18 protein-coding genes are annotated in these 22,861 nt (G+C 71.9%); 3 read left to right on the top strand and 15 right to left on the bottom strand.

Annotation, left to right across the window (positions count from 1 at the left end; all coding sequences use genetic code 11):
• Window position 1: 1 nt before the first annotated feature.
• The 7 genes from ABD987_RS35295 to ABD987_RS35265 all read right to left on the bottom strand — a co-directional run bounded on the left by ABD987_RS35295 (window position 2) and on the right by ABD987_RS35265 (window position 10,175).
• Window positions 2-1,381, bottom strand: coding sequence for an ABC transporter substrate-binding protein (locus tag ABD987_RS35295; protein ID WP_345404459.1), 1,380 nt, complete (start codon window positions 1,379-1,381; stop codon window positions 2-4).
• Between the two features lie 11 nt (window positions 1,382-1,392).
• Complete coding sequence (locus ABD987_RS35290) at window positions 1,393-2,649, bottom strand: ROK family transcriptional regulator (RefSeq protein WP_345404627.1); 1,257 nt, start codon at window positions 2,647-2,649, stop codon at window positions 1,393-1,395.
• Window positions 2,650-2,923: 274 nt separating this feature from the next.
• Window positions 2,924-3,949, bottom strand: a complete 1,026-nt coding sequence (nudC, locus tag ABD987_RS35285; protein ID WP_345404456.1) for an NAD(+) diphosphatase — start codon at window positions 3,947-3,949, stop codon at window positions 2,924-2,926.
• 76 nt (window positions 3,950-4,025) lie between these two features.
• Window positions 4,026-5,423 (bottom strand): M16 family metallopeptidase, encoded by a 1,398-nt coding sequence (locus ABD987_RS35280; RefSeq protein WP_345404453.1) that lies wholly within the window; start codon window positions 5,421-5,423, stop codon window positions 4,026-4,028.
• Window positions 5,420-6,712 (bottom strand): M16 family metallopeptidase, encoded by a 1,293-nt coding sequence (locus tag ABD987_RS35275; protein ID WP_345404450.1) that lies wholly within the window; start codon window positions 6,710-6,712, stop codon window positions 5,420-5,422. The genes ABD987_RS35280 and ABD987_RS35275 overlap by 4 nt, the downstream gene beginning before the upstream one ends.
• 48 nt (window positions 6,713-6,760) lie before the next feature.
• Window positions 6,761-8,404 carry a DUF2207 family protein gene (locus ABD987_RS35270; RefSeq protein WP_345404447.1) on the bottom strand — a complete coding sequence of 548 codons (1,644 nt, stop codon included), beginning with the start codon at window positions 8,402-8,404 and terminating at the stop codon, window positions 6,761-6,763.
• 4 nt (window positions 8,405-8,408) lie between these two features.
• Entirely contained in the window at window positions 8,409-10,175 is a 1,767-nt protein-coding gene (locus ABD987_RS35265) for a DUF2207 family protein (RefSeq protein ID WP_345404444.1), read from the bottom strand.
• 450 nt (window positions 10,176-10,625) lie between these two features.
• Between ABD987_RS35265 and ABD987_RS35260 the strand changes: the two genes are divergently transcribed.
• Window positions 10,626-11,789: a neutral zinc metallopeptidase gene (locus ABD987_RS35260; protein ID WP_345404441.1), complete on the top strand. Its 1,164-nt coding sequence runs from the start codon at window positions 10,626-10,628 to the stop codon at window positions 11,787-11,789.
• A gap of 282 nt (window positions 11,790-12,071) precedes the next feature.
• Here the strand turns inward: ABD987_RS35260 and ABD987_RS35255 are convergent, their stop codons facing one another.
• Window positions 12,072-13,136 carry an RDD family protein gene (locus ABD987_RS35255; RefSeq protein WP_345404438.1) on the bottom strand — a complete coding sequence of 355 codons (1,065 nt, stop codon included), beginning with the start codon at window positions 13,134-13,136 and terminating at the stop codon, window positions 12,072-12,074.
• 118 nt (window positions 13,137-13,254) lie between these two features.
• On the opposite strand from ABD987_RS35255, the gene ABD987_RS35250 reads away from it, so the two are divergent.
• Window positions 13,255-14,262, top strand: a complete 1,008-nt coding sequence (locus ABD987_RS35250) for a stage II sporulation protein M (protein ID WP_345404435.1) — start codon at window positions 13,255-13,257, stop codon at window positions 14,260-14,262.
• A 471-nt stretch (window positions 14,263-14,733) separates the two neighbouring features.
• On the opposite strand, the gene ABD987_RS35245 is transcribed toward ABD987_RS35250, so the two are convergent.
• The 3 genes from ABD987_RS35245 to ABD987_RS35235 form a co-directional block, all read right to left on the bottom strand.
• Complete coding sequence (locus ABD987_RS35245) at window positions 14,734-15,513, bottom strand: ricin-type beta-trefoil lectin domain protein (RefSeq protein WP_345404433.1); 780 nt, start codon at window positions 15,511-15,513, stop codon at window positions 14,734-14,736.
• A gap of 84 nt (window positions 15,514-15,597) precedes the next feature.
• On the bottom strand, window positions 15,598-16,884 hold the full coding sequence (locus tag ABD987_RS35240) for a DUF58 domain-containing protein (RefSeq protein ID WP_345404431.1): 1,287 nt from the start codon (window positions 16,882-16,884) through the stop codon (window positions 15,598-15,600).
• 178 nt (window positions 16,885-17,062) lie between these two features.
• Window positions 17,063-17,665 carry a TetR/AcrR family transcriptional regulator gene (locus tag ABD987_RS35235; protein ID WP_345404428.1) on the bottom strand — a complete coding sequence of 201 codons (603 nt, stop codon included), beginning with the start codon at window positions 17,663-17,665 and terminating at the stop codon, window positions 17,063-17,065.
• Window positions 17,666-17,817: 152 nt separating this feature from the next.
• Here ABD987_RS35235 and ABD987_RS35230 point away from each other — a divergent pair, with 152 nt between their 5' ends.
• Complete coding sequence (locus ABD987_RS35230) at window positions 17,818-18,525, top strand: SDR family NAD(P)-dependent oxidoreductase (RefSeq protein ID WP_345404425.1); 708 nt, start codon at window positions 17,818-17,820, stop codon at window positions 18,523-18,525.
• 22 nt (window positions 18,526-18,547) lie between these two features.
• Here the strand turns inward: ABD987_RS35230 and ABD987_RS35225 are convergent, their stop codons facing one another.
• The 4 genes from ABD987_RS35225 to ABD987_RS35210 all read right to left on the bottom strand — a co-directional run bounded on the left by ABD987_RS35225 (window position 18,548) and on the right by ABD987_RS35210 (window position 22,719).
• Entirely contained in the window at window positions 18,548-19,525 is a 978-nt protein-coding gene (locus ABD987_RS35225; RefSeq protein WP_345404422.1) for an AAA family ATPase, read from the bottom strand.
• On the bottom strand, window positions 19,522-20,661 hold the full coding sequence (locus tag ABD987_RS35220; RefSeq protein WP_345404419.1) for a DUF4350 domain-containing protein: 1,140 nt from the start codon (window positions 20,659-20,661) through the stop codon (window positions 19,522-19,524). Before ABD987_RS35220 ends, ABD987_RS35225 begins: the two co-directional genes overlap by 4 nt.
• A 76-nt stretch (window positions 20,662-20,737) precedes the next feature.
• Complete coding sequence (locus tag ABD987_RS35215; RefSeq protein WP_345404416.1) at window positions 20,738-21,373, bottom strand: DUF4129 domain-containing protein; 636 nt, start codon at window positions 21,371-21,373, stop codon at window positions 20,738-20,740.
• A complete protein-coding gene (locus ABD987_RS35210) occupies window positions 21,370-22,719 on the bottom strand; it encodes a hypothetical protein (RefSeq protein WP_345404413.1) in 1,350 nt (449 codons plus the stop codon). The genes ABD987_RS35215 and ABD987_RS35210 overlap by 4 nt, the downstream gene beginning before the upstream one ends.
• Window positions 22,720-22,861 lie beyond the last annotated feature (142 nt).

The following is a 22,861-nucleotide window of genomic DNA, read 5'->3' as shown; positions in this document are numbered from 1 at the left end:
CTCAGCCGCCAGAGCCCTTTTGCGCCAGCTCGTCGTTCACCTGCTGGTCGACCTTCTTGAGCCCCTCGGTCAGATCGGGCACCCCGCCGGCCTGCCACTTCTCGGCGAAGTCGTTGACGGCCTTGAGGTGCGCGTCACCGATCGGCGTCGACGGGTTCGGCACCAGCTTCCCGCTGTCGTACATGTCGAGGAACGTCTTGAACTCGTCACCGAGCTTCAGCTTCGGATCGGTCAGCGAAGCCTTGGTGCTGGGCACGTTCTTCAGCCCGTTCGCCAGCTCCACCAGCGTGTCGGTGTCCAGCGTCATCTGCTTGATCAGCTCCCAGGCGGCACCGGCGTTCTTGGCGCCCTTGGGAATCGCGATGATCGTGCCCGTGGTGAACCCGCCGCCGTACTGGCCGGCGATGGAGTCGAGCACCGGCGGCGGCGCGGTGGCGAACTTGAGGTCCGGCGCCTGGTCCTTGATGAACGCGGTGCGGTACTCGCCGTCGATCATCATCGCCAGCTTGCCGCGCTGGAAACCGTGGTCGGCCGAGTACTCGTCCCCGAGACCGGACTTGAACTGCTCCAGCTTCTGGTGCCCGCCGTAGAAGTCGATGAGCTTCTTCTGGAACTCGAACATCGCCTTCCAGCCGGGGTCCTCGGCCAGGTGGGACTTCCCATCCTGGCCGAGGTACTTGGCCCCGAAGTTCGGCGCCCAGTACTGCGCCATGTTGGCGTAGAACGGCATCGTCGGGATGAACCCGGCGACCTTGATCGACCCGTCCGGGTTGAACTGGGTCAGCTTCTTCGCGGCCTCGAACAACTCGGTGGTGTTCTTCGGCGGCGCGGAGAGCCCGGCCGCGGCGAACATGTCCTTGTTGTAGTAGAAGCCGTAGACGTCCGACAGCATCGGCATCGCGCACCGCTTACCCTGGTACTCGGTGTAGCTGCGCACCGCGTCCGGGATCTGGTTCAGGTCGATCTTGTCGCGTTCGATGTAGGGCTTGAGGTCCTGGAAACTGCCGTTGGAGCACCAGGCACCGAGGTTGTCGGTGTAGAACGAGATCGCGACGTCCGGCGGGTTGCCGCCGCGGATCGACTGCGTGATCTTGTCGTCGTCCTGGTTGCCTTCGTGCTTGACCTCGATGTTCGGGTACTTGGCCTTGAGCTTGCCCAGCGCCTTGGTCACCACCTCGTACTCGCGCGAGGTGAACTTGCTGTAGACGGTCAGCGTGAGCTTGTCGTCCTTGCCGGGCGCGGCGGCGGCCTGCCCGGTGCCGCCGCTCGGCGCGGCGGCACCGGAACAGGCGGTGGTCAGCAGCGCGAGCGCCGCGGCGGTACAGGCCAGCAACGTGCCGCGCTTGCGCGCGGTGCCGGCGATTCGGGTCGTGCGGGACATGACCCTCCTCCTCAATCGGTCGGGGCAGGGGACGGGGTGGGGCTGGTGTCCGGGAGCGCCACGGCCGCACCGGGTGCTCCTCCCCCGGGCCTGCGCGGCCCGAGGAGAATGGGGGCGCTGACGCCGAAGACGTCCTCGCGGGCGGTGGCGAGCGCGGACTGCAACGCCCCGGCACGCACGGCGTTGCCCGCCACCGAGGCGACGCCGACCGGGGTGCGGGGCAGGACGAGCTCGTGCAGGCGCAGCGCGACCCTGGCGGCGAAGTCCTCGCCACCGGCGCGGCTGGTTTCCCCGCACAGCAACACAAGCTGCGGATCCGCGACGGCCACGAGGCTCGCCACGCCACCCGCGACCCGGCGCGCGAGATCGTCGAGAAAGGCGTCCGCGGCTTCGCTGCCCTCGCGCCGTGCGAGCGCGACAGCGTCCCAACCGCTCTCCGCGATGAGACCGTGCGCCGCGGCCAAGCGAGCGACCGCGGGCGAAGCGACGAGGTCACCGAAACGGGACCCGGCCCGGGGATGCCGCTCACCGGTATCGACCGAAACCGGATCGGGCACGCGCATCCAGTCGATCTCGCCGCCACCGCCGGTCGCGCCGCGCAGCAGCCGCCGCCCGATCACGACCGCGCCGCCGACGCCCTCGGACAGCCACACCATGGCGAAGTCGTCGAGCCCGGCCGCGCGGCCCACGGTCATCTCCTCGACCGCGACCAGGTTGACGTCGTTCTCGATGGTGACCTCGACGCCGAGCTGTTCGCTCAGCGTGGCGGGCACGTCGAACCCGAGCCAGCCGGGGATGTGCGGGGCGGAGGACAGGAAACCGGTGCGGGGATCGAACGCGCCCTGCGCGCCGATCACGACGTTCGCCAGGTCCGGCAGGGTGAGCCCGGCCAGCCGCGTGGCCTCGGAAAGCGCTTTCCCGAACTCTCCGACGATGTCCGCGCCCTCGTGCGCGGGCAGCGGCGCCCGCAGCTCCGCGAGCACCTGCCCGGCGACGTCCGCGATGACGAAGTCGCCCGCCTTCGGGGTGAGGTCGACCGCCGCGACGTACGCGAGACTGCCGACGACCTGCCACAACTGCGCCCGCGGCCCGCGCCCGCCGCCACGCACCCCGGCCTTCCCGACGGCGCCTTCCGCTTCGAGCCGGGTGAGCAGCTGGGCGGTGGCCGGCTTCGACAGGCCGATGGCGACCTCGAGCTCCGCGCGCGTCAGCGGTCCTTCCCGGAGGAGGACCTCGATGGCGGCGCGATCGTTGATCTCGCGCAGCATCCGCGGGCTACCGGCTCGCACGCACACACTCCCGGACTTAATTAGGATACTTTACATACGGTTTCCGGGGACTGTAGTGAGCCGGAGCACACGCCGTCAACGGCTCCGGGAAACGGAGCGGTAACGCTTGGGGGCGCCGTGTGCGCGGGGTGAGCTGAAGGACGCTTTCAGTGCATGGAACGCACTGAAGGCGCCTTCAGCACCTCGGCCCCGCGAACGATTCAGGCGCCCGAGTGGAGTACTCGGGCGCCTGAAAGGGGACTCGCGGGAGGGGCTACGCCTCGGCTTCGGCCCAGGCGGCGAGCATGACGCGGGCGATCGACGAGTTGCCCGGCAGGATCAGCTGCGCCTTGCCCCCGGCGATCGGGGTGGGGACGGCTCCCGCGTTGCGGGTCTGGCTGTTCGCGAAGGCGGCGCGGACCTCATCGCGCGAGACCCACAGCGCCTCCTCGATCTCGCCGTCGGCCGGGGTCAGCGGCGCCGACCGGTCGGCGCGGGCGGCGAAGCCGAGCATGATCGAGCGCGGGAACGGCCACGGCTGGCTGCCGAGGTACCGCACGCCGGAGATTTCGACGCCGACCTCCTCGCGGATCTCCCGCACGGCACAGTTCTCCAGCGACTCCCCCGCCTCGACGAACCCGGCGAGGACCGAGTACCGCTGCGGCGGCCAGATCGGCTGCCGCGCCAGCAGGACGTGCTCGCCGTTCGTGCCCTCCTGGTCGTGCACCAGGCAGATCACCGCGGCGTCGGTGCGCGGGTACTCCTCGCGCCCGTCGGTGGCGCACCGGCTCGCCCAGCCGAACTGGATCAGCTCGGTCGGCCCGCCACACCGCGTGCAGAACCTCGCCTGGCGCCGCCAGTTCCGCAACGCCTGCGCGGTGGTGAACAGACCGGCGGAGGTGTCGTCCAGCAGATCGCCGTACCCCCGCAGATCGACCCAGAACTCGCCGTCGACACGCAGGACCTCTTCGACCATCCCCCAGCTGCCCGACATCCGGACCGTTTCGCCGCCCTCGGCGGGGGCACCGGGCATCGACCAGTAGTCCACGCCCTCCCATTCGCCGAGGAACGCCGCCTCGGGCGGGGGTTCGGTGCCGAATCCACCGGTCTCGCGGGTGGCGAGGGTCTTGCCGCCTTCGAGCACCGGGGTCCGCCCGGTGTCGTCGAGCAGCACCACCCGGGCGTCCGGCCAGCGTTTGACCAGCCGCTCCGGGTTGGTGCGCAACGACTCCTGACGGTCCACAGTGGACCGGGACAGCGTCGGCAGCGAGCCGAGCGTGAACGGAGCAGTGCTACTCATGCGATCGACTCGCTTCGCGAGACAGTGCTCAATCTCTTATGGCGCATGATAACCATGATTCGCTCGCAAGCTTCGCTCATTCCGCTGTCTCGCCCACCACGGTCTCGCCCACCCGGACGTCGCCGAGCGCGGTGAGCTTCGGCGCGAGCAGGTCGGCGTCCCCGACGATCACCCCGGTGAACCGCTTGGGGGCGAAGAACTCCAGTGCCGCGGCGGCCACGTCCTCCGCGGTCACGGCGGCCACCCGCGCGGGGTGCTCGGCCAGCCATTCGGCGCCGAGGCCGGTGGTGGCCAGCGCGAGCAGCTGGCCGGCGAGCCCGGTCTGCGAGGACGTCGAGGTCAGCAGCGAGCCGATCGCGTACTGCCGCACCGATTCGAACTCCTCGGCGGTCGGCGGCACCAGGCCCAGCCTGCCCAGCTCGTACCGGGTCTCCAGCAGCGCCGCCGCGGTCACGTCGCTCGCGGTGTCCGCGTCGACGTTGAGCACCGCGGTCCCGCCGGTGAACTCGAACCCGGAGTGCGCGCTGTAGGTGTATCCCTTGTCCTCACGGATGTTCTCCACCAGCCGCGAGGAGAAGTACCCGCCGAACGCGAGGTTCGCCAGCTGCAGCGCCGCGTACCGCTCGTCCGTGCGTGGCAGGGCCTGCGCGGACAGCCGCAGCTGCGACTGGACCGCGCCGGGACGCGGCACCAGCAGGAGGTCCCCGCCGGTCAGCTCGGGCAGCGCCGGGAGACGGACGGCGGAGCGGTCCGAGGACCAGCCGCCGAAGGCACGCTCCAGCTCACCGATGACGCCATCGGGATCGATGTCCCCGACGAGCACCAGCACCGAACCCCTCGGCAGCACCGACGCGGCGTGCAGCGCGCGCACCTGCTCGGGCACGACCTCCGCGACGTCCTCGGCCTGCGGCACCTCGCGGGTGGCCGGGTGATCGCCGTAGCGGTGCTTCTGCAGCGCCTCACGCGCGATCGTGCGCGGCTGCGTCCGCGACACCGCGATGCGCTCGATCAGCCGCTCCCGCTCCCGCGCCACCTGATTGTCCTGATAGGACGCTCCGGTCAGCACGTCGCCCAGCACGTCCAGCAGCGTCGGCAGCCCGGAAGACAGCGCCGAACCGGACATGACGAGCCGCTCCGGGTCGACGCCCGCGGACAGATCGCCGCCGATCAGCGCCAGCTCGGCGTCGATCTCGATGCGGTCGCGCCGCTCGGTGCCGGTCAGCAGCGTCTCGGCCAGTACCTCGGCGGTGGCCGGGTGCAGCCGGTCCTCCCCCGCGAACGGGATCCACAGCCGGACCTCGACCAGCGGCACGGTCGCCTTGCGCACGGCCAGCACCCGCAGCCCGTTGCCCAGCGTGGTGTCCACATGGGACAGATCGGCGGCGGCCCGCTGCGCACCGAGCGCGGGCAGCGGACGCGGGCCGAGCGCGGTGCGGCCGATCTCCTCGGCGGTGCGATGCGTCGCAGAACTCACTGCTGTTCCCCATTCCCGTTCGCGGGCTTGATCACCAGTACCGCGCGCGCGTCCGGCCGCAGCGCCTTCGCCGCCGCCGACACCGCTTCGCCGGTCACCGCGGACATCCTGTCGGCGAGCCGGTACACCAGCGCGGCGTCGCCGTAGAGCAGCTCGAACGCACCCAGCGCGAGCGTGCGCGACACCAGCCTGTCGTGCTCGGAGTGCAGGCTCGCCGCCCAGCGCGCGGTGACCTTCTTCAGTTCCTGCTCGCCGGGCGGTGTCGCGGCCAGCTTCTCCAGTTCCTCGTCGAGCGCCGCGAGCACCCGCTCCCGCGAGACCTCGTGCGGGTGAATCAGCGTGACGGTGAAGGTGTCCGGATCACGCGCCTCGAACGGACCGAACAGCCCGGCGCCCGCGCCGACGTCGACGACCAGCGGCTCGCGGTGCACCAGCCGCTGCTGCAGCCGGGATCCGTCGCCGTCGGTGAGCACGCCCGCCAGCACGAGGTAGGCCAGGTAGCTCTCGACGTCGTTGATCGGGTCCGGCATCCGGTAGCCGATCGCGAGCGCGGGCAGCGGGGCGTGCGGATCGACGTGCTCGCCGAGCAGCTCGGTGGTGGGCAGCGGCTCGCCGAAGGACGGCCGGACCGGCGCGGGGCGGTACGGGACGTCGCCGAAGTGCTTCTCGATCAGCGCGCGGGCGTTCCCGGCCTCGAAGTCACCCGCGACGGTGAGCACCGCGTTCGCCGGGGAGTAGTAGGTGTCGAAGAAGGCCGCGCAGTCCTCGATGGTGGCCTGCTCCAGATCCTCGAACCCGCCGTAACCGTTGTGCGCGTTGGGGAACGTGGAGTACAGCACCGGCGGGAGGAGGATCCACGGGAACCCGCCGTAGGGCCGGTTCAGCACGTTGAGGCGGATCTCCTCCTTCACCACGTCGATCTGGTTGGCCAGGTTCTCCTTGGTCAGCTTCGGCGCGCGCATCCGGTCGGCCTCGAGGAACAGCGCGCGCTCCAGCGCGGCCGAGGGCAGCACCTCGAAGTAGTCGGTGTAGTCCGGGTGAGTCGACCCGTTGAAGGTGCCGCCGCTGGACTGCACGTGCCGGAAGTGGGCGAGCTTCTCCAGGCTCTCGCTGCCCTGGAACATCAGATGTTCGAACAGGTGCGCGAAGCCGGTGCGTCCCTCCGGCTCGGAGCGGAAGCCCACGTCGTAGTGCACGCTGACGCCGACAACGGGCGCGGTCGAGTCGGGCGCGAGCACTACGCGCAATCCGTTGTCGAGGGTGAAGCGGACGAGCTCGGGATCGGCCATGACCCCACCCTACGGCCAAGGACCGACACCCGGCATCGGGCACGGTGCTCAGGCGACGTCGGCGAACAGCCTGCCGCGCCGGGCCGCCGCGAAGACACCGGTGAGCGCGTCCGCGAACGCCCCGGCGCGCCCGATCGGGACCTCCTCCGCACACCAGTAGACGGGCGGCGGATGCTTCATCTCCGCGAACGTCGAGGTCCACGCCCCGAGTTCGCCCAGCGCGAGCGCGTAGGGCAGGCCGCGCGAGAACACCAGCTCGCGGTCCGGTTTCCCGATCGACTTCGCCCTGGTCCCGGCGAGCCGTTCGCCCAGCCCGAGCAATCTGCGGCGCAGTTCCCGGCCGCTCGCCCGCCGGGCGGGCAGCAGCGCCGACGCGGCGACGGCGGCGGCACCGGCGAGTGCGAGGATCACGCCGAACTGCGCGTACCCGACGGTGAGCGCGAGCAGGACGGTCAGGAACAGCCCGTAGCACACGATCCGGATCCCGGCCCGGCCGAGCCGTCCGAGCCGCCGCGAAGGCGGCCGGGAGAACCAGCCGCGCGCCACGACGCCGTCGTAGAGCGCGTCCCCCACCTGACCGACGTCGAGGTCGCGCCGCCGCAGTTCGGCCAGCGTCACGGAGTCCTCGTCCTCGGGCAGTACCAGTGCGAACACCGCGCGTTCGAAGCCGGTCAGGTGCTCGTCGGCGGGATTGCGGCGGGTGAGCCGCCAGCCGCCGTCGGCGGTGTCCTCGGCGCTCACCCACAGGTAGTTGCGCACCACCAGATCGAGCACCGTGGCGGCCAGATCGGCGGGCCCGGCGCGGCCGGTCAGCACCGTGCCCGCCTGACCGGGCAGCACCCCGTCCGGCGAAGCGAACGCGCCCTCACCGGCGACCAGCTCGACCGGCAGCGGGTCGCCGGGACGCGCGTCGCGGCGCCGTGCCGACCACACCAGCACCGCCGCGGCGAGCAGCACGGCGGCGAATCCCCACCAGGCCGCGAGCACCGGCGAGGTAAGGACGAACGCGCCGCCGATCGTCGCCGAGGGCACCAGCTTCGCGTTCGCGGGCACCGTGCCCGGCGGCAGCTCCACCGTCGCCGTCATCCGCTGCCCGGCGGGCAGGTTCTGCTGGCTGAACCGGGTCAGCCCGGCGTGGTCGATCTGCGCCGCGCCGCAGTGCGTGCCGGAGCCCTCCGGACCGGCCACGCAGTCCACCGCGGCCGGGATCACCGGGGTGGCAAGGGAAGCGCGGACCAGCTTGAGCTCGGAGTCCCAGCCGCCGGCGAGCGGCCAGGTGACGTGCTCGACGCCGCCCTCATCCGCGGAGACCGCACCGTCCACTGTGTACCGGAGGATCGAGGTGCCCTCGGTCAGGTGCGCGGTGAACGCGTCGCCGTCGAGCCGTGCGGAACCGCTGCCCTCCAGGACGACGTCGCGCACGACGTAGACCCGGTCGCGGTGGTGTGCCGAAGGAACCCGCAGCGGCACCCGACGATCCATCGTGGCACCGTTCGGCACCGCGACGGCCTCCGCCACCGAAAGCGAGCCGTCCCGCTGGAGCTTGAGCTGGACCTCGGCACTGCGCGGCAGCCCGGGCAGCGGCGGCTGGTCCGGCTGCTGTCGCGCCCGCACCTGTGCCGAGGCCGCCGGGGCGAACGCGAGCAGCAGCAACGCGACCACGCCCGCGAGCACGCGGGGCCGGACGGTCACCGGCTCAGCGCGTTTTGGCGGGCGCGCGGAACTGCCCCGACTCGGTGAGCAGCCCGTCCAGCGCGGTCAGGAACGACGGGAAGTGCGTGCCGAAGCGGCGCAGGTCCCGTTCGGACTCCAGACCACCGAACCAGTACAGCCCGGCGGCGCCGTCCGCGCCGGGGTTGAGCCCGGCGAAGGTGCCCAGCCAGCGTTCGGTGTCGCCGAGCACCACCGCGTACGGCAGCGAGCGGGAGAACACCATCTCGCGGTCGGCGGCCGGGATGTCCTCGGCCCGCGCGGTGTGCAGGTAGTCGAGCAGGCCGCGGACCTGGCCGACCAGCGCCCTGCCGCGCGCGGTCCGCGAGGGCAGCAGCCCCGCGCCGGCGGCGATCGCCAGGCCGGCGAGCGCGACCGCGACGCCGACCAGCGCGTAGCCGAGGGTGAAGGTGAGCACCGCGGTGGCGACGAGGCCGAGCCCGAAAACGCCCGCGCCGAGCCAGGTCAGCTTCGTACGGCTGAGGTCGGGGCGCCGGGAGAACCAGCGCTTGGACACCACGTCGCGATACATCGCGTCGCTGATCCGGCGCAGATCCAGCCCGCCGCGCGAACGCAGCTGGGACAACAGCACGGCGTCGGTGCCCTCGGGCAGGAGCGTCTCGTACACCGCGCGCTCGAAGTCGTGCAGGTGCTCGTCCGGCGGGTTGCGCCGGGACAGCTGCCAGTCCGGGCCGTCCGGGCCGGGAACCTCGGCCAGCCACAGGTAGTTGCGCACGGCGAGGTCGACGACCGTGGCGCTGATGTCGACGACGTCGACGCTCTCGTCCACCACCGTGCCGACCTGGCCGGGCAACACGCCGTCGGGCGAGGCGAAGTAGACCCGGTCCCCCTCGCGCAGCAGGACCTCGACCGGCCCGGCGCCGGTGGTGAGCGCCCCGGCGTCGCGCTTGCGCTGCCGCCAGACATAGACCGCGCCCGCGATCAGGAGCAGGACGAGCACGGCGAAGACGATGCCGGTGAGCGGGGTCAGCGCGAAGGCGTTGGCCAGCAGTCCGATCTCGGCGAACTTCGCGGTCACCGGCACGGTGTCCGGCGGCAGCCCGACGAGCAGGTCGACCCGGTCGCCGGGGCGGACGTCGTTCTGCTCGACCCGCACGACGCCGGTGTGGTCGAGCTCGGCCAGCGTGCAGCGCTGGCTGGAGCCGAGCGGACCGGAGAAGCAGTCGATCGGGGAAAGCCGGGGCACGGGCGCGATGAAGGAGGCGGTGAGCCGCGCGACCGGACCGTCGAAGCCGCTCGCGGCCTGCCAGCGGAACTGCTGCTGCCCGCCGACGTCGGCGACCGCGCCGTCCACCGTGTAGGTCACGGTGGCCTCGCCGCCGCGGAAGGTCAGCACGAGCTGGTCGCCGGTGGCCTCCGCGGTGGCGGCCCCCTCGGCCTTGACGTCGCGGACGGCGAACACGCGGTCCTGGTCGTCACTCGCCGAAACCCGCAGCGGAACCCGCGAGACGACCTGCTGTCCACCTGGGACGGTCACCTTTTCGGTGACCGACACGGCGCCGTCGCGCAGCAGCTTGAGCGCGACGTCGGCGACCGTGCCGTTCGGCGGCGGCTGGTCGAGCCCGGGCACGTTCCCCCCGGCGAGCTGCGGTTTCTGCACCTGGTCGGCGGGCAGGTTCGGCATGGTCGGGCCTGCCGACGGGCCGTCCGGCTCCTGCGCCGCCGCGGGACCCGCACCGGCCAGCACCGCCCCGGCGGCAAGGGCGAACGCCACACCCCAATTCCTCAACACAGCACCACACCCTAGAGCACTCGATCTATGCTGACGCCCGGTTCGGCGAGATCTCAGCAGGTCGTCGCCTTTGACGAAGCACAAGCACTGGGGGTTCCGCACGATGGGTTCCACGCGATGACACAGCCGCCCGGCCCGCCGGGACCCTGGCACGGGCAGGTGCCGCCGCCGGGCGGGCGGCCACCGCTCCCGCCGCCGGGCGCGCGGCCGCTGCCGCCGCCCGGGGCCCGGCCGTTGCCGCCCACCGGTCCTGGGCCCGTGCCCGGGGGCCCACGGCCTGGTGGTCCTGGTCCCGGGTCCGGTGGTCCTGGGTTCGGTGGTGGTCCCGGCCCCGGTGGTCCTGGTCCCGGCCGTGGTCCTGGGTCTGCTGGTCCTGGGTCCGCTGGTGGTCCGGGACCCGGCGGTCCGGGGCTGCCGGCCGGGCCGCCCCCGGGAGCGCCCCGGCGCCCGGTGCCACCGCCGCCCGGCCGTCCGATGCCGCCACCCGCGGCCGGTCCGCTGCCCCCGCCCCCGGCCGGTCCCGGTCAGGGCCCCGGCTATCCGGCGCCGCAACCGTACGGGCAGCGCTTCGCACCCGCGTACGCGCCGTACCAGCCGAAGAAATCGAACACCGGCGTGATCGTCGCGGTCGCCCTCATCGGCGTCGTCGCGCTCGGCGGCGGCCTGGTGGCCGCGATCGCGCTGCTGGGCGGGAGCACCCGCCACACCGCCGACGCGGGCTACTCCAGCACGTACCCGTCCTACAGCTACACGTCGACGTCCGCCTCTTCGTCGACGACGTCCTCCACGACGTCGTCGAGTACCCGGAGCACCGGCAGCACCGGCACGCGCAGCACACGCTCCACCGAGACCCGGTCGACCGCGCCGACGCAGACCGGACCGCGCTCGGTGGCGAAGCTCGGCGACAACCCGCTGTTCGCGCAGGCGAACGGCGGGCTGCAGAACATCCCGTGCTCGCTGAGCCGGTGGGCGACCAACCAGGCCAGCGTCCAGCAGTTCTTCCAGTCCGGCATCCGCTGTCTCGACGCGATGTGGTCGAAAGCGCTGTCCGAGGCGAACCTGCCGTTCTCGACCCCGAACCTGTCGGTGCCCGCGTCGATCTCGGAGTCCTCGACGCCGTGCGGCAGCGGTGGCACCGCCACCGGCGTCACCCCGTTCTACTGCCCGACGAACCACACGATCTACATGCCGATGAACCGCATCGAGATCGAGACCTGGGGCAACCACCCCGGGCCGTACCTGTCCATCCTGGCGCACGAGTACGGCCACCACGTGCAGGCGATGTCCGGGATTTCCGAGGCCTACGGCGAAAAACGCTACGACTCCGGCGCCGACTCGGCGGCCGGGCTGGAGCTCTCGCGCCGGATGGAGCTGCAGGCGCAGTGCTTCTCGGGGATGTTCCTCGGCTCGGCCGTGGCCGCCGGCGGCTCGGTCGACAGGAACATCTACAACGAGGCCTGGAACGCACAGGACCGCGGCGACGACTACTCCCGCAACGGAAAACGCGACCACGGCACCGCGAAGCACAACATCTCCTGGTGGCAGCACGGCGCCACCAAGAACCGGAACCAACAGTGCAACACCTGGAACTCCAGCTCCGGCGACGTCTCCTGACCGCCTGGTGAGCCCGTGAAGGCCTCCTTACCAGCACTGAGCGCCGGTAAGGGGGCCTTCACGGCATTGAACGCGCCCCCCACCTGCGGATCCGCAGCAAAACGACAGCAAAGGTCCCTTGCTCTCTTCCCGCAGGTCAGAGGTGGTCCGTGAATGCCACATTGAGGGACTCTGAGTCCCTCAATGTGGCATTCACGGACCACTGAAGGAATGAACGGAAGATTCAGGACACCCCAAGGCCCCCTTGCCGAACACGGTACGGGCAGGGGCCGACGGAAAACGTCAGCTGGGCGGGGTGAACGGGTTCTCGACCGGGGCCGCCGGGGGCGCGGATTCGGGCCTGCCGGGTTCCGGCGGTGGCGTGGGCTCCGGCTGCGGCTGTCCATAGGACGGCTGTCCGTGTGACGGCTGTACATAGGACTGGCCGTCCGGCACCGGCTGGCCGTACGGCGACGGCTGCGCCAACGGCTGTGGCTGACCGTAGGTCCGCGGCTGGCCGAACGGCTGCGCATACGGCGCCGGCTGCGCCAAGGGGTGCAGCACAGGCTGAACATACGGCGTCGGCTGTGCGTAGGACGGTGGCGCGGCGGCCATGGCGCGGGCGTGGTCGCGATTCCGGCGTTCGGCCAGGACCGCCGCCAGGTACGCCCAGAGCGGCATCCCCGGCGGGACCGGGGTTCCGATCCGCTCGGCGACCTGCCCCGCGAGACCGTGCCCGAGCGCCTCGGCCGCTTCGGGCCGGAGTTCGCCGCAACGGGCAAGGTACTGCCGGACCGCCAGCGCCAGATCGTCCGGCAGCCCGCTCAGGTCCAGGTGCGCGGCCCAGGACTCCAGCCCGGGCGGCATCATGATCCCGGCCCGCGGGACCTCCGGAACGCGGTCGCGGATCACCACGGTCCCCGCGAGGAAGTCACCGACCCGCCGCCCGTCGGGCGAAACCAGCGACACGATCACCGCGACGGCGCCCAGGAAACCGAGTGCCCAGAAGTCCACGAAGAACCCGGCGAGCGCGCGGGTGAGCGCGTGCCGGAACCGGATCGGACCACCGTCGGTCCGCACCACCCGCAACCCCACCGCGAGCTTGCCGAGCGACTTCCCCCTGGTCAGCGTCTCGAAAATCACCGGGTAGCCGATCACCACGAGCACGAACAGCACCAGGATGAGCGTGATGGTCAGCGACGCGTCGTCCACCGGCATGGCCAGCGTGATCAGCATGATCGCGCAGAACAGCAGCACGGCCTGCACCAGAACGTCGACCAGCATGGCCACGCCGCGGCTGGCGAGCTTCGCCACCCGCAGATCCAGCACCACCGCCTCGCCGGTGACCAGCTCGGACTCTTCTTCCACGGCGCCCAGCCTAGTGCAGCGGCCCGGGCTCGGTCCCTGTCCGAAGTGGACACTGAAGCCACCCGGGCGGCACCCGCCCCGGGCGGCCTAGGCTGGGGCCAGGACTGGGAGGTGCCCGTTGGATGTCGACGTCTTCGTCGCCGCGCACAGCGCCGAATGGACCCGGCTCGGCGAACTCACCCGCCGGCGCGGCAAGCTCAGCGGCCCCGAGGCGGACGAACTCGTGACCCTCTACCAGCGCACCGCCACCCACCTGTCGATCATCCGCTCCTCCGCGCCCGACCCGGCGCTGCTCGCCCGGCTCTCCGGCCTCGTCGCCCGCGCCCGGTCCGCCGTCACCGGCTCGCACAGTCCCGCCTGGCGCGAGGTCGCCCTGTTCTTCACCCGGCGGTTCCCAGCCGCGGTGTACCTCAGCCGCCGCTGGTGGGTCCCGGCCGCGCTCGTCTGCGCGGTGCTCGGCACCGTGCTCGCCGTGTGGATCGCCGGCGACGAGCAGGTGCGCGCCACGCTGGCCACCCCGGAGGAGCTCAAGCAGCTGACCGCGCCCGGCGGCCAGTACGAGACCTACTACTCCACCGGCCCCGCCGCCTCGTTCGCCGCGAAGGTGTGGACCAACAACGCGTGGGTCGCCGCGACCTGCCTCTTCCTCGGCGTCGCGCTCGGCCTGCCGGTGATCGGCGCGCTGTGGCTGAACACCCTAAACGTCGGCGTCGGCGGCGGGCTCATGGCCGCGGCCGGACGCGGCGACGTCTTCCTCGGCCTCATCCTCCCGCACGGCCTGCTCGAACTGACCGCCGTCTTCATCGCCGCCGGGACCGGACTGAAGCTCGGCTGGACCGTCATCGACCCCGGACGCCGCTCCCGGGCCGCCGCGCTCGCGAGGCAGGGACGGTCCGTGGTGGTCATCGCACTCGGACTGGCCTGTGTGCTGCTCGTGTCCGGGCTCGTCGAGGCGTTCGTGACGCCCTCCGGCCTGCCGACCTGGGCACGGATCGGCATCGGCGTCGTGGTCGAACTCGCCTTCCTGACCTACGTGTTCGTCCTCGGCCGCCGCGCCGCCCGCGACGGCGAAGAAGGCGACATCGACAGCCGCGACGCCGGGGACGCCCTGCCCGAATCCGCCTGACCTCCCCGCACCCCGGCGCGGGAGCAAGGGACCTTTACTAGCGTTGCTTAGCGCGCTAATCATTGGCAGGGCAACGGACGACAGCAAAGGTCCCTTGCTCTCTTTTCGCAGGTCAGAACGCTCCGTGGGGGCCTCCTTGAGGGACTCTAGGTCCTTCAAGGAGGCCCCCACGGACCACAACCCCGGGGTGCGGGCGACCGCAACGGGACCAGCGGCACCGAGGGACGCCTTCAGTGCGCTCACCGCACCGAGGGACGCCTTCGGCGCATCGAACGCACCAAGGGCGTCCCTCGGCACCTCCCCCGACCCCGCCCGCTCCCACCACCCAGCCCAAGTCCGTGAATGCCACATTGAGGGACTCTGAGTCCCTCAATGTGGCATTCACGGACCGCTGAAGGAATGAACGGAAGATTCAGGACACCCGCAGGCCCCCTACCCGAGACAGTACGGAAGGGGGACGACAGGAACGGGTCAGCAGAGGCAGCTGCCGTCGAAGGTGATGGTGTTGCCGTCCTCCAGGCTCGCCGAGCCGGTGAAGCGGATCTCGAACTCGCCGGGCTCGGTCAGCAGCACCTTCGGGGACGACGCCGAGCCATCCGCGCCGGTCTTCGCCGACGCCGTTTCCCCGCCACCCTCGAAGACGAGGACGTTCTTCGGCCGCGCCGCCCGCACGTAGAAGTTCACCGGCACCCCGGCCGCGGGCTGGCCGTTCTCCCCGATCACCCGCACCACGAACGGCTCACCCGGCGTCTTCGACGTCAACCGCTGCCCGTTGCCGGACAGGATCCCCAGCGTCCGCCCACCGGCCGCCCAGTGATTCGCCGGCCCGGTCACCGAGCAGATTTCCTGGTACAACCGCGCGCCCGCCGTCGCCGACTCCGCGGTCAGACACCGTCCGGAAGCCACACTCGCGATCTCCACCAGCCCCGGCGTCCCCGCGATCCGGCGCCACTGCTGGAAACGGTCCTTGTCATCGCACGCCGCCAGCTTCACCCCGACCCCGTCCACCGGGCTCTGCGCCGCCATGCACTGTCCACTCGCGACACTCTTGTAGTGCTGGTTTCCCTTGTCATAGACCCATTTCGCCCCCGCGGCCTTCGCGTCGGCCAGCGCGAGCTTACCGTCCGCCACCGCCAGCGACAGCGTCCCGCCGCCATCGGCCAGATACACCGGCGCGCCCTCGTCAGCCGCCGAAGCGACAGCCGGAGAGGCGAAAACCCCCGCCACGACCAGAACCAGCACCCGCCGCACAGCACTCCCTCCACAGAAACACCTGCTTCGGGCATAACAGCGCCCCCGTGCCCGGCACCAGAGGATCCACCCCATCGAGCGGACCTACAGCCGCCCGGCCGCCTTCAACGCCAGATACCGATCCGCCAGCGCGGGCGGCAGTTCCTCCGGAACCGCGTCCACGACATCGACACCCCGGCGCCCCAGCCGCGCCGTGACCTGCCGACGCTCGGTCAAGACCCGCGAAGCCGCTGCCGCGTCGTACACCGCTTCGGCGTCCCCGCGCCCTCGCGCCATCTCGGCCACTCGCGGATCCGCGACCGACGCGACCAGCAGCCGATGCCGCGAGGTCAGCGACCCCAGCACCGGGAACAACCCCTCCTCCAGCGGCGCCGCGTCCAAACCGGTCAACAGCACCACCAGCGCGCGCCGCCGCGTCCGCAGCAACACCTCGGCCGCCATACCCCGCGCGTCCGTCTCCACCAGCGACGGCTCCAGCGGCGCCATCGCGTTCACCAGCGCGGGCAGCAACGCCGACGAACCCCGCACCTCCGCCCGCACCCGCCGGTCGTAGGCCAGCAGATCGACCCGGTCCCCCGCCCGCGACGCGAGCGCCGCCAGCAGCAGCGCCGCGTCCATCGCCGCGTCCAGCCGCGGCGCGTCCCCCACCCGGCCCGCCGACACCCGCCCGGTGTCCAGCACCAGCACCACATGCCGGTCCCGCTCCGGCCGCCAGGTCCGCACCATCACGTCCGCCGCACGTGCCGTCGCCCGCCAGTCGATCGACCGGACGTCGTCGCCGATCACATACTCCCGCAAGGAATCGAACTCCGTGCCCTGCCCCCGCACCAGCACCGCGTTCCGCCCGTCCAGCTGCTGCAACCGCGCCAGCCGCGACGGCAGGTGCTTGCGCGAACCGAACGGCGGCAGCACCCGCACCGACCACGGCACCCCGTGCGAACCCTGCCGCGCCGCCAGGCCCAGCGGACCGTAGGCCCGCACCGTGACCCGGAACGCCGGACGGTCGCCGCGACGCGTCGGCAGCATCGACGTCGTCAGCCTGCGCCGCTCCCCCGCCGGAACGGAAAGCCGGTGCCGCTCCTCGGCACCCGCGCTCGGCGGCCACGCGTCCCGCAGCACCCCGCGCACCCGGCGGCGTCCCGGATTCGCCACGAGCAGCTCCACCGACGCCGGCTCCCCGAGCCGCACCGAGGTGTCCCCGGACCGCGTGAACGTCAGCCGCCGCACGCTCCCCGCCAGCGCGAGATCGGCGAGCACCAGCACGAGCAGCACCGCCCCGGCCACGAGCAGCCCCGTGCCCGAGGGCACCAGCAACCCGACCACCAGCGCCGCGAACAGCGCCAGCGCCCCGAGCCTCCCGGAAACCGCCATGGTGAAAAACTACTCGTGCGCGATCGGTGCGGCAGGGGCGGACCACGAACGCCACAGTGGGGCGCTTGGCACCTCTTGTCTGGACGACGAACTCGCGTGCCGGAACGGCGAACTCGCGTGCTCAGATGGAGAACTCGCGTACCTGGACGGACGACTCGCGTGTCTCGCCCGTGGTGAGCTAGCCGCGCACCGCGGCCACGCACTCGTCGTAGAGGTCCATGACCTCGCCCTTGCCGTCGCGGTCGACCCACGTCATCACCGCGGTGTCCAGGCACGCGAACGCCGTCGCGAGCACCGCGCGGGCCCGCGCGTCCGCCCCACGACCGGCCGCGCCCATCCGCGCCTTGACGAGCGGCAGCAGCTCGTCCTGGAACCGCAGCCCCTTTTCGAGCCACCCGGCACGCAGCGAGGCAGTGTCGCGCAGGAGCCGAAACCGGTCGAGGGCCTGCTCACGGCTGTCGTGCAAGCCTTGCGCGGCAACGATTCCCGCGCGCAGCGCCGCCCACACATCGACATCGGCGGACTGTTCGCCGACCGTGTCCGCCAGCACCCGCCCGAACCGCTCCTGGTTACCGCCGAGCAGATCCTCCTTGGTGCCGAAGTAGCGAAAGAGCGTGCGTTGGGAAACCCCGGCTTCCTTGGCGATCTGGGCGACGGACGTCTCGTCGTAGCCCTGCTCGACGAACAGGCGCAACGCCGTCTCGAGAATCTCCCGGGAGGCCGCCTGCCGCGTCCGATCCCACAGTGTCCCCGCTGAATCCGCCGCACCTTCCCGCCTCATGCCACCAGCTTAGCCCAGCACTGCCAGACCGACACTCACCGCCTACTTGGCAGTCGCTGCCAAGTAGGCGTAGACTGACAGAAGCAACGGCCCAGCCGACTTCCAGATTCCCGCGCCACGCGGAATTTCCCGACCACACAAAGGAAAGCATCGTGCCCACAGCTTTGATCACCGGCGGAACCAGCGGCATCGGCAAGGCGACCGCCGAACTGCTCCACTCCCGCGGCTACCGCGTCCTGGTCACCGGCGTCAACTCCGTCGACACCGCCGGGCTGCCCGAAGACGTCACGGTCATCCGGGCCGACGCGCGGTCCCTGCCGGACCTCGACCACGCGATCGACAGGGCACGCCGCGAGTTCGGTTCCCTCGACCTGCTCTTCCTCAACGCGGGTGTCTCGTACCCCGGCCCGATCGATTCAATCGACGAAGACGCCTTCGACGCCTTGTTCGACGTCAACGTCAAAGGCAGCTTCTTCACCCTGCAAAAGGCGTTGCCACTGCTCAACGAGGGTGCCTCGGTCGTGTTCACCGTGGGCGCGGGCGAAGGACTGGGGTCCGCCCTGACGGCCGCGAAAGGCGCGCTGCTACCGCTCATGCGGTCACTCGCGCTCGAACTCGCGCCCCGCCGCATCCGCGTCAACGCGGTCAGCCCCGGGCTGACCGACACCCCCGCCGCCGGCAAACTGGGCATCACCCGGGAAATGCTCGACTCCTTCGCCAAGGAAATCCCGCTCGGCCGTGTCGGCGCGCCCGCCGACATCGCCGAGGCCGTCGCCTTCCTCGCCTCGAACGCCGCGAGCTACCTCACCGGCGACAACCTCACCGTGTCGGGCGGCCTCGGTGTGCACGCCGGGGCCTGACGAGCCGCCGGCCTCGTCCGGCTCAGCGAGGCACGGCGACCGAGGCGAGCACGCGGTCCAGCACGCCGTCGGCGGTCACGCCCTCCAGCTCGGCCTCCGGCCGCACGTCGAGCCGATGCCGCAAAGCCGGGCGTGCCAACGCTTTCACGTCGTCCGGCGTCGCGTAGTCACGCCCCGAAAGCCACGCCCACGCCCGGCTGACCGCCAGCAACGCGGTCGCGCCCCGCGGCGACACCCCCAGCCGTACCGAGGGCAGTTCCCGCGTCGCGCGGCACAGATCGACGACGTAACCGATCACCTCCGGCCCCACCGTCACCCCCGCCACCGCGTTCCGCGCGGCCGCCAGTTCCGCCGCGCCCGCCACCGGGGTCACCCCGGCCGCGGCCAGATCCCGCGGATCGAACCCCCGCGCGTGCCGCAGCAGGATCCCGATCTCGTCGTCCCGCCCCGGCGCGGGCATCGTCAGCTTCAGCAGGAACCGGTCCAGCTGCGCCTCCGGCAGCGGATACGTTCCCTCGTACTCCACCGGGTTCTGCGTCGCGATCACGATGAACGGGTCCGGCAGCGGCCGCGACCGCCCGTCGAGCGAGACCTGCCGCTCCTCCATCGCCTCCAACAGCGACGACTGCGTCTTCGGCGGCGTCCGATTGATCTCGTCCGCCAGCAGCAGATTCGTGAACACCGGGCCCTCGCGGAAGGAGAACTCGCCACTGTGCGCGTCGTACACAATGGACCCGGTGACGTCGCCGGGCATCAGGTCCGGGGTGAACTGCACCCGCGTCGTCCCCAGATCCAGCGCCGCGGCCAGCGCCCGCACCAGCAACGTCTTCGCCACGCCCGGCACGCCCTCCAGCAGCACGTGTCCCCGGCACAGCAGCGCGAGGATCAGCCCGGTGACCGCCGCGTCGTTGCCCACCACGGCCTTGCCGACCTCGGCGCGCAACGCGATCAGCGCGTTGCGCGCCTCGACCGGCCCGATCTGCGTTTCCGTACCGCTCACAACCGCTCCACTTCGTTTTCGAGCCTGTCCAGTTCGTCGGCCAGCCGCACCAGCGCCGCGTCGTCGGCGGGCGGCGGACCGTAGAGCACCGCGCCGACCTCGGCACCGCCGCGCCCGCTGCGCGCACTCACCGATTCGACCAGCGCGGCCACCTCGGCGTCCGCGGGCAGCCCCAGCACCGACCGCAACCGCGCCCGCGACGCCTCCCGCAACGTCTCCCCGGCGTGCCCGGCCGCCCCGCCACGCCGGTACAGCCGCGCCCGGCCCTCGGCGGTTTCCGCCGCGCGCACCACGACCGGCAGCGGCTCGGCCACCACCGGGCCCAGCCGCCGCGTCCGCCACAACGCCAGCAGCAGCACCGCGATCCCGGCCTGGATCGCCCCGAACCGCCAGCCCACCGGGATCAGGTCCGTGATCGACTTCTTGTCCACGCCCAGCGCCGGGTCGTCGGCCGAGGGCAGATACCAGACCAGCCGCGGATGCTGCCCGAGCAACCGCATCGTCAGCGCCGCGTTGCCCTGATCGGCGATCCGGTCGTTCGTCAGCGGCGCCGGGGTGCCCAGCAGCGTGACCGTCCCGTGCCCGTCGCCGACCTGCACCAGCGTGCCGTTGCCACCGTCGCGGTAACACGACCGCGCGCCGGGATCCGTTGTGCGGTACCGCAGTCCGCCCATCGTGGCCTCCCCGGCGGCGACCGCCGCACCGACCGTGCAGTCCGGTCCGAGCGCGCGGACCTCGCCGGTGCCCGCCGGGTGGACACCCGGCAGCAGCCCGAACAGGGTCTCCGGACCGGGCGCCACGAGCACCACGTGCGCCGAGCGGTCCCGCAGTTCGGCGAGCTTGCCGGGCGGCACCAGATCCGGCCGCGTGACCAGCAGCGTCGCGTTCCCGAGCGAGCCGGACGCCTCGTCGAACGTGTGCGCGGCCCGCACGTCCACCCCCTCGGCGCCGAGCAGTTTCGCGAGCGCGCGGGCACCCTGCGGTTCGTAGGAGCCGGGTTCGAGCGCGCCGGTCGTCTGATCGCCCCGGCTGAGCAGCAGCACCAGCCCGGTCAGGAAAACCAGCAGCAGCAAGGCGAGCGGGACCCGCACCCCGCGCCAGATCCGGCGCAGATCGGGCGAAACGGATGTACTCATGCGATAGCCTCGCTCCGCGAGACTGTGTCCAATCCCTGTCGGCGCATGATGTCTTCGATTCGCTCGCAAGCGTCGCTCATGCGACCGCCACCGGACGGGCCCTCCGGCACCGATCGTCCACATCGGACAGAAAGCGGTAGGACTCCTCGGTGCCGGGACGGCCGCCGTAGTGGACGTCGTCGAACCGCCGCGCGGCCTCGGCCAGCGCCTCGGCCAGCTCCGGCAGCACCGCGCCCGCCTCGGCGGCGGCCTCGTCCGCGGTCCGGCCCGATCGGACGTCGAGCACCGCGCGTTCCTCCAGATCCCGCACCACCGCGCGGAACCGTTCCCGCACCGCCTCGGCGAAGTCCCCGCGCGCGGCGGCCGCCTCCGACGCCCGCCGGTGCTCGGCCGCGCCCCGCCGCGTCCCGGCGAACACCTGCCGCGACGCCCGCGCCGCGCGCGCCACCCTGCCCACCCGCAGCCGGATCACCACCACGAGCACGATCAGCAGCACCAGGACCAGCAGCAGCCCGAAGATCCCGCCGGGCACCACCTGGGACACCTTCTCCAGGAACTCCTCGATCCGCGCGCCGATCCAGGCCGCCACCCGCTGCAGCAGCCCGGGCCGCGCCGCCTGGTACCCCGGGTCCCGCAGCTGGTCGAGCGCGCGCAGCCGCGCGGTGTCCCGGTCGATGTCGAGCGGGACCTCGGCGAGCAGCGGCCCGATCACCGCGGCGGCGTCATCCCGGCCGCGCGGGCCAGCTCGATGTCCATCCCCTCCCGGCGCATCCGCTGGTCGATGTAGACGAGCACGGTGACCAGCGAGGTGAACGGCGCGACCACGGTCTGCACGATCACCGAACCGACCGAGGAAAGCAGCAGATCGCCGGTGCTCGGCGTGACCACCTTGCCCGGGTTCGACAGCTGCGAGAACACCCCGGACCCGAGGTTGAACGGCACCTGGACGATCGAGCTGATCATCCAGCCGATCAGCGCCGCGAGCAGCAGGATCCCCAGCACCCGCCAGAACGAGCCGGACACCAGCTTCACCGACCGCGAGAACGCCTGACGGACCGTGCCGCGCTCCAGGATCAGCGCCGGGCTCGCCAGCGCCCAGAAGATGTACGGGACCACCGCGGGCAGCAGGCAGAAGAACGCGGCCACGATCGTCGCCAGCGTGTACAGCACGGTCAGGCCCAGCAGCGGCAGCAGCCGTGGCGCCAGTCCCCGCATCGACGTCTTGAAATCGACCGGACGCCCCAGCACCGCCTTGCCCGCCACCTCGGTGAGGAACCCGGACAGGAACGTGTGCCCGAGCAGCGTGATCACCAGCGTCGGCAGCAGCGTGAGCAAGGCGTCGCCGAGCAGGCCGAACGCCGCGTTCCGCAGCTCCTGCTCGGTCGCGCCGGGGCCGAGGGTGGCGACCTGTTCGAGGTCCGGCAACACCAGTGACGAGAGCAGGAACGACAACGCGGCCGTGATCACCGCGACCACCGCCGAGACACCCAGGATCAGCAGCGGGTACCGGCGGATGGTGGTGATCGAGCCGTCGAGGATGTCCCCGAGGTTCAACGGCCGCAGCGCGATCACCCCGGGTTTGCCCAGCCCGTGCGGATTCCACTGCGGCTGCTGCGGATAGCCGGGGTACCCCGCGGGCGGCGGCGTCCCGCCCGGCGGCTGCTGCGCTCCGCCCGGTGCCTGCCATTCCGTCTGTGGCGGACCCGGCGGCGGGCCCTGACCCGGCACCGGCGTCTCGGGTGTCGCGGAGGCGGCCTCCGACGCAGAAGCCTCCGGTGTGGACGACCGCGAACCGTCCGGCGCCCGCCACTCCGTCTGCGGCGGACCCGGCGGCGGGCCCTGACCCGGCACCGGCGTCTCCGGCGTCGCGGAGGCGGCCTCCGACACGGCCGCCGGTGTGGCAGTCTCCGGTGTGGACGCGGCGGGCCGCTCCTCCGGCGCCGCGCCGGGCGGCTGCCCGGCCTCCGGCTGCGCGGGGATGCCCTGTTTGGGTGTTTCGGCCCCTTCCGGCTCTGGCGAGCCCCCGGTCTGCGTCATCGCGCCCCTCGTCTCCGACATCGGTTGACAACACTCTTCCAGAGGCCCGGATACCGGGCCAGAGCTGGGGGGACGTCCACCCTTCGGCGTGCACGGGCAGGAAGCGGGGACGATGATCACTGGGGACGGGCCCGTTCCCCCGATATGCTGAACGCCGGGCTGG

This window comes from Amycolatopsis samaneae (assembly GCF_039541975.1).
Taxonomy (GTDB): domain Bacteria; phylum Actinomycetota; class Actinomycetes; order Mycobacteriales; family Pseudonocardiaceae; genus Amycolatopsis; species Amycolatopsis samaneae.
Note: the sequence above shows the minus strand (reverse complement) of the source record. Positions and strands in the feature narration are given on the sequence as shown.